This is a genomic window from Marinomonas communis (genome assembly GCF_004363305.1).
Lineage (GTDB): Bacteria > Pseudomonadota > Gammaproteobacteria > Pseudomonadales > Marinomonadaceae > Marinomonas > Marinomonas communis.
This window is the reverse complement of record NZ_SNZA01000001.1, coordinates 469,871-486,730: the sequence shown is the minus strand read 5'-3', so window position 1 is coordinate 486,730 and position 16,860 is coordinate 469,871. Positions and strand designations below refer to the sequence as shown.

Below are 16,860 nucleotides of genomic sequence, written 5' to 3'. Positions count from 1 at the left end.
GAGCTGGGAAGCTTAGAGGACGTTATTCAACGTCTTCTAAGCGATTTAGCCATTTGTTCAACGGAAAGCCAAGCTGTTGAGACAGCTTTTCGCACTCGTCTCTTTGTTGTTTTAGGTTGAGATCGTGTGGAGCGTTGGTCGCAAAAACCACCCAGTTTCCGCAGCCAGTATCGAGTCCCGTCACAGTGTTAAATCTCTGTTTTAATGAATCTTTCAAGTCATGTTGGTACTGATGTTCTTCCCAACAATTCAGTACTAACATGCCGCTTTCCTTTATCTGCCTGCTGGCATCGTCCAAGAAGGCCTCTGTCGCAACGCGATTATCCATTCCGAAATGCTGATATAGATCGGTAAATAAAATATCGAATTTTTTAGATTTATTACTGTGAACAAATTCAATGGCGTCCTGTGTTATCACTTCTATGCGTTTGCTTTTTGGTAGTCTAAAAAACTCTTCAGCGATGGCAACGATTTCAGGTCTTAGTTCTACAGCAGTAATATGTATGCCGCTGATCGCCTTAGCAAGAGCATGTACTAAGGCACCTCCACCTAAGCCAAGAATGCAGGCTCGTTTTGGTGTTCGGTCCATCAGCGCTAACAGCATAGCCTGTGTGTATTCATGCTGAAGGACGTGAGGGCTTTTAATTTGAACGCGACTTTGTTCGTCGCCTTCTGCAAAAGATAAGATACGGTATTTGCCATCGTCATAAACGCTGATCACACCAAACTCATCTTGAGTTTCAAAGATTAGTGACATGGTTGTTCTCGTGATAAAAGAAAGGCCAGACAACTGTCTGGCCTTGTTGGCTGTATCATAACGAACTTTGGGGCTAAGCAAAATCTGCTTTTATGTGTTCTAGCAATACCTGAGCCGGATGTTTTATCGCTGTAGCATCAAGGCGTTTAGCTTGGCAGCGGCAAGAGTAGCCAGTTGCGACCAGCTTGTTTTGAAGTCTGGGGTCGTTGACTTTTTCTTTCCAAGATAAATTATAAATTTCAACAGAAGTCGCTTTGTTTCGGGACTCATGGCCGTAGGTGCCTGCCATGCCGCAACAGCCAACATTTTCAATGGACAGATTCAGGCCAAGCAATTCGAATACTTGCTGCCAATCTTTTATCGATGGTGCTGCATTGGTCTTTTCGGTGCAGTGGGCCATCATATGAAATGTTTCATCTTTGACCGAGATTCCCTGTTTTTGTAAATGTTCAGATTGGCCTGCGAGCCACTCTTGGATTAACTGAATTTTAGGAATAGGGCGACTAGTACCAAAGGTTTTTGTGTATTCAGATCGATAAGTGAGTGTCATTGATGGGTCGATACCCACCATCGGGATGCCATAAAATGCAAGGTTTTGCAGCATATCGAGGTTTTTCTTGGCGGCCTTTTCGAAAGGCTTTAGAAAACCATGCACATGTAAAGGTTTACCATTTGGCATATACGGCGCTAAGTAGGCTTGAAAGCCCAAGCGGCTCAACAACTCCATGATGTCTAATACCAGCTGTGTTTCAAAGTAACTGGTGAACGCATCCTGAATAACAATAACCGCACGTTTTCTGTCTTTAGGGCTTAGGGATTCAATTGCCAACGGTGTGGCTAATCGAATGCCGCGTCGGGACATCTCTCGCTTAAGGTTAAGGTCTGACAACGCTGGACTGTCCTCTAGTCCGATCACCTTACTCATCAAACGATTCGTGACCTTGTTACGGATAAGCCAATTGTAGGGTTTTGGGAACAATGCCAAGGTCGGTGTCATATATTCCAATGAGCCGACAAAATAGTCCTTTATTGGTCGTAAATATCGACTGTAATACAGCTCCAGAAACTTTGCTCTAAACTCAGGTACATCGACTTTAATCGGGCATTGACCAACACAAGATTTGCAAGCTAAACACCCCATCATGGACTCATGAACTTGGTGTGAAAAATCATACTCGCCTTTGCGTTTTCCTAAGGTGTTCTTGAGCCTAGGGAAGAAGCTGGTTATAAGATTAGAGTGTCTGACTTTGTAACGCTCTTTCGAGATATCAATGTCATGATTGCTCATGCCTCGAAGCCATTCGCGCATTAAGGATGCTCGACCTTTTGGGGAGTGGATGCGCTGACGTGTGCCTTTCCAAGAAGGGCACATAGCGTCATCAGGGTCGAAATTAAAGCAGGCACCATTGCCATTACAATACATACCGTCCTTGAATTGATCGCGATTGGTCAAAGGAATTTGACGGTCTAATTCGCCGCGTAGTGGCACTTGATCTATTTTAAGGAGTTCGGCACCTAATTCATAAGGTGTTGCTATTTTTCCGGGATTTAACTGGTTACGCGGATCGAATGCGCCTTTTATTTGCTGAATGCTTGGATATAGATCACCAAAGAACGCGGGTGCATACTCTGAACGCACGCCTTTACCGTGTTCCCCCCAGAGTAAACCATCGTATTTTTGTGTCAGTGCTACGACTTTATCTGTGATTTCACGGATCATAGGCACTTGAGAATCATCTTTTAAATCTAGGGCAGGGCGAACGTGTAACACCCCCGCATCGACGTGCCCAAACATGCCATAAGTAACGCCATAAGAGTCCAAGACCGTGCGAAATTCCATAATAAAGTCAGCAAGGTTTTCTGGTGGTACGGCGGTGTCTTCTACGAACGGCACGGGGCGCTGCTCACCCTTTGCGTTTCCTAATAAGCCAACAGATTTCTTTCGCATGCCCCAAATCTTATTAACATTGGCATGACCGTTAGCAATGGTGTAGCCAAGAGCGCTACTGTTTGGTGTGTTTGCTAATTTATCTAAGATATCTGTTAGGACTTTTATACGCTCGGTAATTTCTTCTTCACTGTCACCGGTGTATTCCACAAGGTTTATTCCTTGTGTGTTCTCACCCGCTTTTTCAGGGAAGAACTCTGACACAGAGTCCCAGATAATATCGCCTTTAGCGAGCCCTAAAACTTTAGAGTCTACGGTTTCGATGGAGGTTGGCTGAACGGATAATAAATCCTTGGCATGGCGTAACGATGCTTCAAAACTGTTGTAGCGGATATTGACCAGAGCAGCGTATTTGGGGATTTTTAGTAGGTTGACCTTCGCTTCGACGATAAAACCGAGCGTCCCTTCGGATCCACATAAGATATTGTTCATATTGAACAAGCCATCTTCACCACGGATATGGGCGAGATCATAGCCTGTTAAACAACGATTTAACTCAGGGAAAGTTTCTGAAATCTCTCTTTGTTTGGTTGTGGCAATGGTATCAACGACTCTGTGGGCATAAGCCGAATAGCCTGAGCCTTGCTTGATTTGCTCTAGGGTATCTTCGGAAATGGCATGGCTGGTCAGCAGTTCGCCGTCTAGCAAAACGGTTTTGAGCTCTAATACATGATCGCGGGTTTTGCCATACATGACGGAACCTTGACCACTTGCATCGGTGTTGATCATGCCGCCAATGGTTGCTCGGTTACTGGTGGAAAGCTCTGGTGCAAAGAATAGCCCATGTGCTTCGATTGCTTTATTTAGCTGGTCTTTTACCACCCCAGTTTGCACTCGAGCCCAACCTTCTTCGACATTGACTTCTAATATGTTGTTCAAAAACTTAGAAAGGTCGATTACCAGTCCGTCTGTAAGGGATTGGCCATTCGTTCCTGTTCCGCCGCCACGCGGACTCAGAACTATATCCTGAAAAGCGTCGTTGTTTGAAAGGCGCGTGATTAGCTGAATATCTTCTACCGACTTAGGATAAATGACGCCCTGTGGTAGTACTTGATAAATGGAGTTATCGGTCGCTAACACAACTCGGTTAGCGTAATCTGGGTTGGTATCTCCTTGGAATCCTGAAGTCTTCAAGCGTTCGATAAAAGCGAGGTACTTTGCTTGGACTGGTGAGACTTCAGACAGCTTAGGGATCATGTACTATTCTCCGATGTTAGTAGCCTATTGCTTGTTACATTGTAACAAATAAACGCCTTAACATGAGTGTGGACTTAATAAATAATTACGCATTAAGTAAACGTATTTTGTCATGCATGACATTGGCAACGGTGCCTTTATTGAGAATCTGTTAAACGACAATCAAATGATCATAGAACCTTTATATTTGCCCACCCAGCAAACCTGCGGGTGTCAGTTTTACATCTATCGAGGTGATTTAGAGTGTAGTGTCGCGCCGGGTAATAAGCGCCATAAGCTTAAGTATCATCTACAGCAAGCCAGTAAAGAAAACAAAAAAATACTGGCCACATTTGGCGGGCCTCATTCAAATCATATTGCAGCCTTTGTAGCGCAATGTAAGCATCAAGGGTTAACACCACTCATCGTGGTACGCGGTGAAACATGGGCTAAGTTAACACCGACATTGCGTCAGGCTGTCGATTCCGGCGCGCTCTTATTTCCAAGTGAGCGGGTAGATTACAAACTTGGCCTAAGGGCCAATATAAAGAAAGTCGTAGATGAATATTATGATCATCAAGTGTATTGGATACCAGAAGGTGGCGCTGGCGCTGAAGGTGTCCGTGGCTGTTTAGATTGGGCCAATGAAATTTATAGACTCTGCCGTGGCAAACCATTCCACCTTTGTATTGCAAGCGGTACAGGAACCACTGCGGCAGGGTTTGCAGCGTCAGGGTTTTCCTCTATGACAGTATTTTCAGCTTTAAAGGGAGTCGTTTCCTTAACAACTAACATTGAGAATCAATGTCTAGACGCTGGCTTGTCAATCAACACCTCGATAAAAGGGTTTGATGAGGCGCTCCACGGAGGGTTCGGTAAAGTATCAACAGCTCAGCTCGATTTCCTGAAAACCCTTAAAACACTCAATCCCGATATACCATTAGATCCATTGTATACTTCTAAAATGGTCTATAAAGTGAATCAGCTGTGTGCACAGGGGGAATGGCAGCACGATCATACTTTGTTTGTTCACACAGGTGGATTACAGGGCTGGCAAGGGCTTCCTTTAGAAAAACAAGTGTATTGAGAGTGTTTTCAATACGCTCAATAGTGTCGTGTCATAGCCTATAGCGTTGCTTCGTGTTACATTCTACGAATAGGTAGCTTGTTGGCTAATTGATTGAAACCACAGCAAAATTAATTTCGTAACGGCAAGCGTGCCGTATACGAATCAGTGATGGGAAAGATTGATTACATGAGTCTTTTTAGACGAATCGGTATTATTGCGCGTCTTGATAAACCACAAATTCTAGACACGGTTAAAAAACTAACAGATTTTCTTTTGGAGCAAGGTGTTACCCCTGTTCTAGAGGCGGATTTGGCTACCATGATGTCTGGGGCGAAACTTTCATCCGCCCCTTTAAAAGAGTTAGGCGACCGTTGTGACTTAGTAATCGTTGTTGGTGGAGACGGCAGCTTTTTAGGAGCCGCTAGGGCAATCATTGATTACGATATTCCAGTTCTCGGAATGAACCGTGGTACCTTGGGTTTCTTAACCGACATATCTCCAACGGATTTTGAAAATGAGTTAGAGCCGATTCTTCGAGGAGAATACCTTGAAGAGAAGCGCTTCATGATCGAAGCAAAAATTAAGCGTCAAAATCGACCAAGCGGTGAGGGTATCGCCTTAAATGATTTGGTTCTTCACCCAGGCAAGTCTGCTCGGATGATTCGCTTTGATCTATTTATTGATGATCAGTTCGTTATGAACCAAAAGTCAGACGGTTTAATTGTTGCCACACCGACTGGCTCTACCGCTTATGCATTGTCTGCTGGCGGTCCTATTATGCTGCCAAAGCTTGATGCACTTGTATTAGTGCCAATGCACCCTCATACATTAAGTAATCGTCCTATCGTGATTGACGCGGATGCTAAAATTCGAATCGTTGTCTGTGAATCGAATTTGACGTACCCAAGCGTGAGTTGTGATGGCCAACTTAATATTACCGCTGCTCCAGGTGACGAAATCCATATAACTCGTCGTAAGGGTGGGATCCGTTTGATCCATCCAAAAGATCATGATTTTTACGATGTGTGTCGCACCAAGCTGGGATGGCAGTCAGGTTATCGCCAATAGGGTAGACCTATTACTATGGTTTTACTTTACGAATTTGCTGTTAATGAATCACCAGAACCACTGAGTAAGATTCTTTGGCAGCAGCGTATCGGTCATCGTATCGTCCAGTCGAACAATCGAGATCAATTGTGGGTTTTAGATCCCTCTGATACGCATAAAGCAATGGAAATATTGCAGTTATGGCAGCACTCTCCTGACGAGGACTTAGAACTACCTGAAGCCCCAAAGCGTCAGAAGTCTAGCAGTCCAGTCTTTCAACAATGGCACAAATCTCCCATGGCGTTGGCATTCATAGTATTGTCATGCTTGGTGGCAGTAATTACTGGTCTAGGCGAATATTTAGACACTATCAGTTGGTTTACGATTTCTTCGTTTGAAGTGATAGGCAATCGTATTCAGTTTAATCCATTAGCCGAAGTGCTAAGTAAAGGAGAATACTGGCGTTTGCTTACACCTGCATTCCTGCACTTTGGTATCGCGCATCTTATTTTCAATTCGTTATGGGTGTGGGAAGTCGGACGTAAGCTTGAGCGTCTGATGGGCTCTCTAATATGGCTGGCTTTTGCGGTATTTGTGTCAGTCGTGAGCAATATCGGACAATACTTAATTAACGGCTATCCTTTGTTTGGCGGGCTATCAGGCTTAGTGTATGGCTTAATCGCTTTTGCTTGGGTAATGCCTTATTTAATCAAGGGGTGGCCGCCAATTATTTCAAAACCACTGATGATTTTCTTTGTGGTTTGGTTGATGGCAGGATACACCGACGTATTTTCTGCTCTCGGCCTTGGCAATATGGCCAATGAAGCGCATCTTATGGGCTTGGTTTCAGGTTTAGTCTTTGCAGGTGTCTACAGCCTGCTTTGGAAACTAATCAAACAACGCTAATTAACCGGTGTTCCGGTAGAGTGAGTTATGAATTTTAAAGATATGATCGACAATATGTCGCCCGAGGTTTACGGCCGCCTTAAACAAGCTGTTGAATTAGGCAAATGGCCTAATGGTGTGAAACTCACGCCAGAGCAAACAGAGTTGTGTATGCAGGCAGTGATTACTTATGACTACACTAATAAACCTGAAGAAGAGCGTGTTGGCTTTATTGATCGTGAAGCACACCTTGGTTGCAGCAGCAAAAAAGATACTCTTGAGCATGAAACAGTGAAATGGGTAACTAACCCGGATAGCAAGCAATGATCCAAGGCAGTATTCGTAAAATGCCAGCCAAAGTTATAGATGGCAAAGTTAGTTACGAGCTAAAACTTGGCGATCAGCTTTTTCCACTTGAGCAAGCAATTGGGCAAAAAGTCTCTTTGAATTTTACTGGTTCTATAAACTGCATTCATTGTGGGCGTGCTAGTAAAAAATCATTTAGCCAAGGTTACTGTTACCCGTGCTTCAAGAAACTGGCAGCTTGCGACACATGCATTATGAGTCCGGAAAAGTGCCATTACTATGAAGGTACTTGTCGTGAGCCGGAGTGGGCGGAAAAATACTGTATGCAAAGTCATTACGTGTATTTATCGAATACCACCTCATTGAAAGTCGGCATCACCCGTGGTGACCAATTACCAACGCGCTGGATCGATCAAGGTGCGACTCAGGCACGCGCAATATTTCTGGTGGAAAATCGCCGTATGTCAGGTTTAGTTGAAACATTATTTAAATCTGAAGTGGCGGATAAAACCAATTGGCGAAATATGCTAAAAGGGTTAGATGTCGAGATAGACCTTGAGTCAGAGCAAGAGCGTTTGATTAATCGTTTATGGGAAGGTCTGGACGCACTGCAAAACGAATACGGATTACAATCCATTCAAGAATTATCTGCTGATAACGTCACACATGAATTTGTCTACCCTGTACTAGAATACCCATCTAAAATAGCCAGCATTAATGCAGAAAAAACGCCGTTTGTAGAAGGCACGTTAATGGGTATCAAAGGTCAGTACTGGATTTTGGACACGGGCGTTATCAACCTACGCAAATACACAGGATATGAAGCGGAATTCACGCTATAGGAGCCGATCATGGCAGAGCAAAAGCCGTCAGCAATTTATTTAAAAGATTACACAGTCCCGAACTTTCTGATCGATAAAACGGAACTGACTTTCGATCTGGACGAAACACAAACCATTGTGACGTCACGCCTGCATCTACGCCGAAACCCAGAAAGCAAGGTGCAAACCTCTGCACTGGTATTAGACGGTGGTGAAGATGTGAAATTGATTGGCGTTGCAATTGATGATTATGCTTTGCCAGAGCAAGAATATACGATCAAAGATGACAAACTCATTATAACTGCCACACCCAATGAGTTTGTGCTGACGTGCGAAACCATGATCGAGCCACAGAACAATACCAAGCTTGAAGGTCTGTACCGCTCATCTTCTATGTTCTGCACTCAATGTGAAGCAGAGGGTTTCCGTCATATTACGTATTACTTAGATCGTCCCGATGTCATGTCGATTTTTACAACGACCATTATTGGCGATGAAACGCGTTACCCTGTGATGCTTTCAAATGGTAATGAAATTGAGCGTGGTAAAACAGAAGAGGGTAAAACCTTCGTCACATGGCACGACCCGTTTAAAAAGCCTGCATACCTGTTTGCTTTGGTAGCCGGTGATCTTGAAGTTTTAAACGATAGTTTCACAACCATGAGCGGTCGTGATGTGAAGCTTCAGATTTTCACCGAAAAGCACAATATCGATAAAGTCGACTTTGCCATGGATTCTTTGAAGCGCTCGATGAAATGGGACGAAGAAGTGTATGGCCGCGAATACGATCTGGATATTTTTATGATCGTTGCCGTAGATGACTTCAACATGGGCGCGATGGAGAATAAAGGGCTAAACATTTTTAACTCTTCTTGCTTGCTGGCCAGCCCAGAAACCACGACCGATGATGCGTACTTGCGTGTTGAGGCGGTTGTCGCGCACGAGTACTTCCATAACTGGTCGGGTAACCGTGTAACCTGTCGTGATTGGTTCCAGTTGAGCTTAAAAGAAGGCTTCACAGTGTTCCGTGATCAATCCTTCTCTGCTGATACGCATTCAGATGTTGTGAAACGTGTTGAGGATGTGTCTTTCCTTAAAACAGCGCAATTCGCTGAGGATGCAGGCCCAATGTCACATCCGATTCGACCTGCTTCATTTATCGAGATTTCCAACTTTTACACCTTAACAATTTACGAGAAAGGTTCAGAAGTTGTGCGCATGATCCATACGTTATTAGGCGAAGAAGGTTTCCGTAAGGGTTCTGATCTTTACTTTGAGCGTCATGATGGTCAAGCGGTGACCTGTGATGATTTTGTAAAGGCTATGGAAGATGCTAATGGCGTAGATTTGAGCCAATTCAAGCGTTGGTACTCACAAGCGGGTACGCCGCGTCTGACCGTCACAGATAGCTATGATGAACAGGCTCAAACTTACAGTCTGACGATTCAGCAGATGACTCCACCCACACCTAATCAGCCGACTAAATTAGCATTACATATCCCAGTGAAAGTCGGATTGGTTGGTCAGTCCAATGAAGCGTTAAGCTTTACTTTTGATGGACAAACTCAAGACGAAGTTGTGCTACATGTGAATGATGTTGAACAAACGTTTGTTTTTGAAAACGTTATGTCTAAGCCGGTTCCGTCATTGCTTCGTGGTTTCTCTGCTCCTGTGAAACTTGACTACGATTACTCAACAGAGCAATTGCTACAATTGATGTCAGGCGATCCAGATGGCTTTAACCGTTGGAGTGCATCACAACAGCTGGCTGTTAATGAACTGAATAAACTGATTGCCCAATACCAAAATGGCGCACAATTCAGCGAGGAAACACCGTTAGTTGAAGGCTTTAAAGCATTGCTTGCAGATGAAAGCCTTGATCCTGCCATGGTGGCATTGATCCTTGGTTTGCCAAGTCAGGCTTATATGTCAGAACTAGCTGATAAGATTGATCCGCAAGCTATCAAAGCTGCGCGAGAGCATCTTCGTGGGATTGCTGCGAAAGCTCTTGAAGTAGAGTTTAAGCATGTCTATGAAAGCAATGCTTCTAATGAGGCTTACCAAGCGAGTGCAGAACAAATTGCCAAACGTTCTCTTAAGAATGCCGCACTAAGCTACTGGGTGGCATCTGGTAGTGACGAAGCGAAAGCAGCTGTGGTTCGTCAATACCGTAATGCAGACAATATGACGGATCAGTTTGCTGCGTTGTCTTGTGTTGTGCATTTCAACTTGGCAGAAGCCGATGAATTGCTCAATGCATTCTTTGAACAATGGAAGCATGAAGCGCTTGTGGTGAATAAATGGCTAATGCTGTCCGCGGCTCGTGAGCATGAAAATGGTTTAGCGCAAGTTAAGGCTTTGATGGAACATCCAAGCTTTGACATCAAGAACCCTAATAAACTGCGCTCAGTTATTGGTGGCTTAGGTCAAAACGTTGACGCATTCCATAATCTAGATGGCAGCGGTTATGCATTTTTGGCGGATCAGATTATTTTGTTAAATAAGCGTAATCCTCAGATTGCATCTCGTCTGTGTACGCCTCTAACTCGTTGGCAGAGAATGGTGCCGGCGCTAGCGGAAAAAATGAAAGGGGAGCTTGAGCGCATTGCGAGAGAAGATCTTTCAAAAGATGTTTACGAAGTGGTTTCAAAATCACTGGCTTAAATTAGAGAAAAGCGCTGGTCAGACCAGCGCTTTTTTTTGTAAGGTAAACGTCAACAATACAATCTACAATTAACTGATTGATTTTGAAGATCTGTTCAACAGAGATGGGAGAATTATAATGAGAAAGCCATATCGTTATGTTGTGCCGGTTGCGCTGGGAATAGCGTTAAGTGCTTGCAGTACGACTCAAACGAGTGAGACAGATTCATCGACGCTAACTCAGTCTAGTATGTCATCTGGCGACTCATCTAATCAGACTTCAATTTTTGGTGTTAATTCTTCGAAACTAGATGACACAAAGCTTCTAGAAAGAGAACGAATCATTCGTGATCTTCGTAAGCAATTAGCACAAAACTCTGAGAAGTTGGTGATATTGACGGCGCAGCTTGATGAAAAAGATCGTCAGCTTGCAACCCTCATGTCAACTGAAAAAAATGCTTCCCAGTTAATCGAAATCGAAAGACTTCAAAACGAAAGAGAAGACCTTGAGCGAAAGTATAACCAGTTAAGGCTTGAAAATGATCGCCTAACTCAACGGGTGGCCGAACTTGAAAACCAAGCTGAAAAGACTGAGCTGCAGCTTGCGCAACAACAAACGGACTTTATTGAGTTAAACAAAAGCTTTCGTACCCTTGATAGTGCTCACTTTTCCCTTTCAAAAGATTATCGTGACTTATCCATCAAGCATGCGCATTTGAAAAGTGAATTTGAATCTTTGCTGTCTCAAAATGATCGTTTGTTAGCCGAGTTTAATGCCGTCAAACAAGACAATCTAAGACTGGGCGGTGCCTTATCTGAAGCAAGGGCGCAGCACCAGGTTCTATGGGACAAGATTCGAGTTCAGAGCAATGTGATTGACACATTACAATCAGAAAATGCCAATTTAAGCCGTAGCGGTTCTTTGATCAGTGCTGCGGAAACTCCAGATAGCAACAGTGTGGCAGATGTTTCTAAATTAGAGTCTCAAATAGCACGCTTAAAAGCAGAATTGAATGCTCAAAATGCTTTGATTTCCAACTACCAAGGTGATGTTCAAAAATTAGAGCAAGCGCTTGTTCGTCAGGAAGATGATTTAGGAAATCAGCTGTCTAGTGTTGAGTTGAAGTACCGCGAAGCAGTGGCTCAAAATGCGACGCTAAATCGTGAAATTAAGGCTGTTCAGGAGATGCTAGAAGCTAGTGAGAAAAATGCACAGCAGCTTCAACAAGCTCTCCAGGATACTTCTGCAGAAAAAAATACCGTTTTAGCTCAATTAACAGAACTGAAGCAGCGCTATGCTGCATCCAATGAGCGCGTGCAACAATTGGAAAATGAGTCACAGCAGCAACAGGAAGAAAAGGCTCGTTTAGAGAACCAAGTCAATAACTTGATTCCTTTTGAAGGAGCGGTTCTGTCTTTGCAACAACAGCTGAAAAGCGAGTTGTCAGATGTTCGTTGGACGCTTCCAACTTCCGCTAACCTTCACGATACCTTTGAAATTCAGCTTTCAGCGACGGTTGATCAGCCGGTGCAAGGTCAAACCTATTTTGCTGAACTGTTTACTGACAGTGCCTTGAGCATGATGAGTTCGTCTGAAGCTGAGGCGACGGTCAATCAAGGCAAACTGAATTTCCGTTGGCGTCTGAGTGGTTTGAATGAGCGACCAAATGCCACGATGAATGTCTCGGTCACGCAAGCCGTTAATTACGATGGACAAATGATACTGCGAAAGGTGTACAGAGATACTCAAAGTGTTGAGCTGATATCTAACGATTGGCTGGGCAAATACGGTTTTTGGGTGGCCGCTATCCTTGGTGGTTTGTTAATTGGTTTTGTCGGTGGAAAAGTCGGCAAGCGAAGCTGATACCAAAGCATTACCATTGTTAAGCTATTCAATTATGGTGCAATTTAGCTGAAATCTGCTCAATTGCGCCATCACTTCACAATCCTTCATCTTAGCATTACTAAAATTCAACAACTTGCGTGATGAGTTTGTTATATTAAGCTCGCATTCAAATATAGAGGTAGTGGCAGTGGTTCAGTCTGATTCGTATGAAGTTATTGAGAATCGTTTAAAAGATAATATTCTGATCTTGGATGGTGGTATGGGTACCATGATCCAAAGCTACAAGCTTGAGGAACAGGATTATCGAGGCGAGCGTTTCAGTGACTGGCACAGTGAACTTAAAGGCAACAATGACCTGCTGTCATTAACTCAACCTAAAATTATTAAGGCTATCCATTCTGCTTATCTAGAAGCTGGCTCGGATATTATCGAGACCAACACCTTCAATGCGAACTCGATCTCGATGCTCGACTACCATATGGAGTCTTTGAGCTACGAGATTAACTATGAGTCTGCAAAACTGGCTCGTGAAGCGGCTGATGAATTTACGGCTAAGAACCCAAATAAGCCACGTTTTGTTGCGGGTGCGGTAGGACCTACTAGCCGAACTTGTACGATCTCGCCTGATGTAAACGATCCAGGTTTTCGTAATGTGTCATTTGACGAATTAGTGGAAGCCTATACTGTTTCCATTGATGGCTTGATTAAAGGCGGTTCAGACCTGCTTTTAATCGAAACCATTTTCGATACCCTAAATGCTAAAGCCGCTATTTTTGCTGCGCTTCAATACTTTGAAGATCATGGTGTTCGTTATCCAATCATGATTTCCGGTACGATTACCGATGCGTCAGGTCGTACACTTTCTGGACAAACCACTGAAGCTTTTTGGAACTCCATTTCTCACGCTCGACCAATTTCTGTAGGTTTGAACTGTGCCTTGGGTCCAAAAGATCTACGTCAGTACATCGAAGAGCTTTCAAATATTGCTGATACGCATGTTTCTGCGCACCCTAACGCAGGTCTGCCAAATGCGTTTGGTGAATACGATGAAACACCAGAAGAAATGCTGGAAGAGATTCAAACTTGGGTGGACGCCGGTTTCTTGAACATTATTGGTGGTTGTTGTGGCACTGAACCAAGCCACATCAAAGCCTTTGCCGATGCGTTCCTAGAAGCGACGCCTCGCGTTATTCCTGAAATTCCAAAAGAATGTCGTTTATCTGGTCTTGAGCCGTTTAATATCAGCGATGAAAGTTTATTCGTTAACGTAGGTGAGCGTACTAACGTTACGGGTTCTGCGATGTTTAAACGCCTGATCAAAGAGGGTGATTTTGACACAGCGCTAGATGTTGCTCGTCAACAGGTAGAAAACGGTGCGCAAATCATCGATATCAACATGGACGAGGGGATGTTGGACTCAGAAGCCGCTATGGAGCGCTTCTTGAAACTGATCGCCTCTGAGCCAGATATCTCTCGTGTGCCAATCATGCTGGACTCGTCCAAATGGGAAATTCTAGAAACAGGTCTTAAGAACATTCAAGGTAAGGGTGTTGTTAACTCGATCAGCTTGAAAGAAGGTGAAGAAAAGTTCATCGAACAAGCTAAACTGCTGATGAAATACGGTGCAGCGGTTATCGTGATGGCGTTTGACGAAGTCGGTCAGGCGGATACACGAGAGCGTAAAATCGAAATCTGTCGCCGTTCATACGATGTGTTGGTAAACAAAGTGGGCTTCCCCCCAGAAGACATCATTTTTGACCCGAACATCTTTGCTATCGCAACAGGCATCGAAGAGCACAACCGTTACGCCTTAGACTTCATTGAAGCAACCGGTGATATCAAGCGAGAGCTTCCTTACGCGAAAATCTCTGGTGGTGTATCAAACGTATCCTTCTCATTCCGTGGTAATAATCCTGTTCGTGAAGCGATCCACGCGGTATTCCTATACCACGCGATCAAAAATGGCATGACCATGGGTATCGTAAACGCAGGTCAACTTGCGGTTTACGAGGACATTCCAAAGCGTCTACGTGATGCGGTAGAAGACGCCGTGCTTAACCGCACACCTGATGCAACAGACAATCTGTTGGCTATTGCGGGTGAATTCGCTGGCACGGGTGAAGTAGCAGAAAAAGAAACACAAGAGTGGCGTGGTTTGCCAGTAGGTGAGCGTCTAACGCACGCCTTGGTGAAAGGTATCACAGAGTTTATCGACGAAGACACTGAAGAAGCACGTCAACAGTTTGATCGACCTCTAGAAGTAATCGAAGGTCCTTTGATGGATGGTATGGGCGTCGTGGGTGACCTATTTGGCTCCGGCAAAATGTTCCTTCCTCAGGTGGTTAAGTCAGCACGTGTAATGAAGAAAGCCGTGGCTTACTTGATGCCATTCATTGAAGAGGAAAAAGCTCGTAACCAAACGAAAGGTTCTTCAAGCGCTGGTAAAGTGATCATGGCCACCGTTAAAGGTGATGTACACGATATCGGTAAGAACATCGTTGGCGTAGTGCTGCAATGTAACAACTTCGAAGTGATCGACCTTGGCGTGATGGTGCCGTCTGAAAAGATCTTGCGTACCGCGAAAGAAGAAAACGCAGACATCATTGGTCTATCAGGTTTGATCACACCATCACTGGATGAAATGGTACATGTTGCCAAAGAAATGCAGCGTCAGGATTTTCATATTCCAGTGATGATCGGTGGTGCAACCACTTCAAAAGCGCACACAGCGGTTAAGATCGAGCAGAACTACAAAAACAACCAAGTCGTCCACGTGACCAATGCTTCGCGAAGTGTAAGTGTTGCCAGTAATTTACTGACTAAAGATGCTGAGCGTCATGCTAAGTTCATTGCTGAAATCAAAGATGACTATGAGAAAACACGTATTCGCTTTAAAGATCGTGCTAAAGCGGGTCGTCGTGTATCACTTGATAAGGCGCGTCTCAATAAAACGCCAGTGGACTTCACTAGCATTAAAACACCTGAGAAGCTTGGTATCACAGTATTTGATACAACAGATATCGACTTCAATGAAGTGCAAAACTACATCGACTGGACGCCATTCTTCCAAACTTGGGAGCTTGCCGGTGCCTACCCACGAATCCTAACGGATGAAGTTGTTGGTGAAGAGGCGACTCGCTTGTTTGAAGATGCTAAAGCCATGCTTGCGACCGTTATCGAAGAGAGTTGGTTAGACGCAAAAGCAGTAGTGGGTCTATTTCCTGCGAACCAAGTAAACCATGACGATGTTGTCATTTACACAGATGAGTCTCGTACGGAAGAGGTGATGACATTAAACTTCTTGCGTAACCAGAATGAGCTAAATGCGCCAGGTAAATACAACCAGTGTTTGTCAGACTTTGTGGCGACTAAAGAGCAGGGCAACGATTACATTGGGGCTTTTGCTTGTGCGGCTGGTTTTGGTATCGATGCAATTGTTGCACGTTACGAAGCAGATCATGATGATTACAATTCGATCATGATCAAAGCGGTAGCTGACCGTTTAGCGGAAGCGACAGCAGAATATCTACACGAGAAAGTTCGTAAAGAGCTTTGGGGTTACGCGCCAGATGAATCTCTAACGAATGAAGAGCTTATCAAAGAGCGCTACAAAGGGATTCGTCCTGCGCCAGGCTATCCTGCATGTCCTGATCACACTGAGAAAGACAAGCTTTGGGAATTGCTGGATGTGACCAAAAACACGGGTATGGAAATTACTGAAAGCTACGCGATGCTGCCAACTGCTGCGGTAAGTGGCTGGTATTTTGGTAACGCAGAAAGTAATTACTTTGGTGTGGGTAAAATTGGTCCAGACCAAGTCGATAGCTATGCTGAGCGTAAAGGTATGACGAAAGATGACGCCGAGCGTTGGTTGGCCCCTAATTTAGGATACGACCCAGAGGATGATCGAATCTAATTCGCCATTCAGCCTTAAGGCAGGCATTCAACTTAAGATCCCAAGCCAAGCCGCTTGGGATCTTTTCACTCAGCCAAATCAGACAAACTGGAATCATGCGATACAATCGTTTGATTCGGATTTTGGCTTTTTAACTGGCTCAACGCAAAACATCACTTTTCAATCTCTTCGCGGTCCATTTACTGCAAAATTTGAAGTCATTGAATCCATTCCTGGCCAGCTGCTCGTACTTGAAGGGCATTTCCGTCATTGCTTGACCAAACATACTGAGCAATGGCAAATTCATTTTTCATCCATTGGTGTGGCTCAGACAGAGGTGACCATATCTTTTGTTTTAAGTGGCGCATTTGCATCGCGCATTTGGAATGAAAAGAAATTAATCGTAAATAATATACTTAATTTATGGCTGGAGAGTTTAAGGCTTCAGTCTGAGAGGTTTTAACATT

Annotated in this window: 11 protein-coding genes; 9 read left to right on the top strand and 2 right to left on the bottom strand. The window is 44.2% G+C overall.

Features of this window, described 5'->3' with window-relative positions; all coding sequences use genetic code 11:
• Nucleotides 1-22: 22 nt before the first annotated feature.
• Nucleotides 23-757, bottom strand: a complete 735-nt coding sequence (locus tag C8D85_RS02315) for a spermidine synthase (protein WP_133559748.1) — start codon at nucleotides 755-757, stop codon at nucleotides 23-25.
• A gap of 73 nt (nucleotides 758-830) precedes the next feature.
• Nucleotides 831-3,902: a D-2-hydroxyglutarate dehydrogenase YdiJ gene (ydiJ, locus tag C8D85_RS02310; protein ID WP_133559747.1), complete on the bottom strand. Its 3,072-nt coding sequence runs from the start codon at nucleotides 3,900-3,902 to the stop codon at nucleotides 831-833.
• 112 nt (nucleotides 3,903-4,014) lie between these two features.
• Here ydiJ and C8D85_RS02305 point away from each other — a divergent pair, with 112 nt between their 5' ends.
• The 9 genes from C8D85_RS02305 (at nucleotide 4,015) to C8D85_RS02265 (ending at nucleotide 16,856) form a co-directional block, all read left to right on the top strand.
• Nucleotides 4,015-4,968 carry a 1-aminocyclopropane-1-carboxylate deaminase/D-cysteine desulfhydrase gene (locus C8D85_RS02305; RefSeq protein WP_133559746.1) on the top strand — a complete coding sequence of 318 codons (954 nt, stop codon included), beginning with the start codon at nucleotides 4,015-4,017 and terminating at the stop codon, nucleotides 4,966-4,968.
• 168 nt (nucleotides 4,969-5,136) lie between these two features.
• Nucleotides 5,137-6,018, top strand: a complete 882-nt coding sequence (locus C8D85_RS02300) for an NAD(+) kinase (RefSeq protein WP_133559745.1) — start codon at nucleotides 5,137-5,139, stop codon at nucleotides 6,016-6,018.
• 15 nt (nucleotides 6,019-6,033) lie between these two features.
• Nucleotides 6,034-6,903 (top strand): rhomboid family intramembrane serine protease, encoded by an 870-nt coding sequence (locus C8D85_RS02295; RefSeq protein WP_133559744.1) that lies wholly within the window; start codon nucleotides 6,034-6,036, stop codon nucleotides 6,901-6,903.
• 27 nt (nucleotides 6,904-6,930) lie between these two features.
• On the top strand, nucleotides 6,931-7,209 hold the full coding sequence (locus C8D85_RS02290) for a YeaC family protein (RefSeq protein WP_133559743.1): 279 nt from the start codon (nucleotides 6,931-6,933) through the stop codon (nucleotides 7,207-7,209).
• Entirely contained in the window at nucleotides 7,206-8,030 is an 825-nt protein-coding gene (locus C8D85_RS02285; RefSeq protein WP_133559742.1) for a DUF2797 domain-containing protein, read from the top strand. The genes C8D85_RS02290 and C8D85_RS02285 overlap by 4 nt, the downstream gene beginning before the upstream one ends.
• Before the next feature lie 9 nt (nucleotides 8,031-8,039).
• A complete protein-coding gene (gene pepN / locus C8D85_RS02280) occupies nucleotides 8,040-10,673 on the top strand; it encodes an aminopeptidase N (RefSeq protein ID WP_133559741.1) in 2,634 nt (877 codons plus the stop codon).
• A 118-nt stretch (nucleotides 10,674-10,791) separates the two neighbouring features.
• Nucleotides 10,792-12,516, top strand: coding sequence for a coiled-coil domain-containing protein (locus C8D85_RS02275; protein ID WP_133559740.1), 1,725 nt, complete (start codon nucleotides 10,792-10,794; stop codon nucleotides 12,514-12,516).
• Between the two features lie 169 nt (nucleotides 12,517-12,685).
• Nucleotides 12,686-16,414, top strand: coding sequence for a methionine synthase (gene metH, locus C8D85_RS02270; RefSeq protein WP_133559739.1), 3,729 nt, complete (start codon nucleotides 12,686-12,688; stop codon nucleotides 16,412-16,414).
• The gene (locus C8D85_RS02265) at nucleotides 16,401-16,856 is read left to right on the top strand and encodes a hypothetical protein (protein WP_133559738.1); all 456 of its coding nucleotides are present in this window, start codon (nucleotides 16,401-16,403) and stop codon (nucleotides 16,854-16,856) included. The genes metH and C8D85_RS02265 overlap by 14 nt, the downstream gene beginning before the upstream one ends.
• The last annotated feature ends 4 nt before the right edge of the window (nucleotides 16,857-16,860 follow it).

What these genes read in the sequence shown, in the direction of transcription:
- C8D85_RS02290 (WP_133559743.1), top strand. Translation starts at nt 6,931, where the DNA reads ATGAATTTTAAAGATATGATCGACAATATGTCGCCCGAGGTTTACGGC.
- pepN (WP_133559741.1), top strand. Translation starts at nt 8,040, where the DNA reads ATGGCAGAGCAAAAGCCGTCAGCAATTTATTTAAAAGATTACACAGTC.
- C8D85_RS02305 (WP_133559746.1), top strand. Translation starts at nt 4,015, where the DNA reads ATGCATGACATTGGCAACGGTGCCTTTATTGAGAATCTGTTAAACGAC.
- C8D85_RS02265 (WP_133559738.1), top strand. Translation starts at nt 16,401, where the DNA reads ATGATCGAATCTAATTCGCCATTCAGCCTTAAGGCAGGCATTCAACTT.
- ydiJ (WP_133559747.1), bottom strand. Translation starts at nt 3,902, where the DNA reads ATGATCCCTAAGCTGTCTGAAGTCTCACCAGTCCAAGCAAAGTACCTC.
- C8D85_RS02315 (WP_133559748.1), bottom strand. Translation starts at nt 757, where the DNA reads ATGTCACTAATCTTTGAAACTCAAGATGAGTTTGGTGTGATCAGCGTT.
- C8D85_RS02285 (WP_133559742.1), top strand. Translation starts at nt 7,206, where the DNA reads ATGATCCAAGGCAGTATTCGTAAAATGCCAGCCAAAGTTATAGATGGC.
- C8D85_RS02295 (WP_133559744.1), top strand. Translation starts at nt 6,034, where the DNA reads ATGGTTTTACTTTACGAATTTGCTGTTAATGAATCACCAGAACCACTG.
- C8D85_RS02300 (WP_133559745.1), top strand. Translation starts at nt 5,137, where the DNA reads ATGAGTCTTTTTAGACGAATCGGTATTATTGCGCGTCTTGATAAACCA.
- C8D85_RS02275 (WP_133559740.1), top strand. Translation starts at nt 10,792, where the DNA reads ATGAGAAAGCCATATCGTTATGTTGTGCCGGTTGCGCTGGGAATAGCG.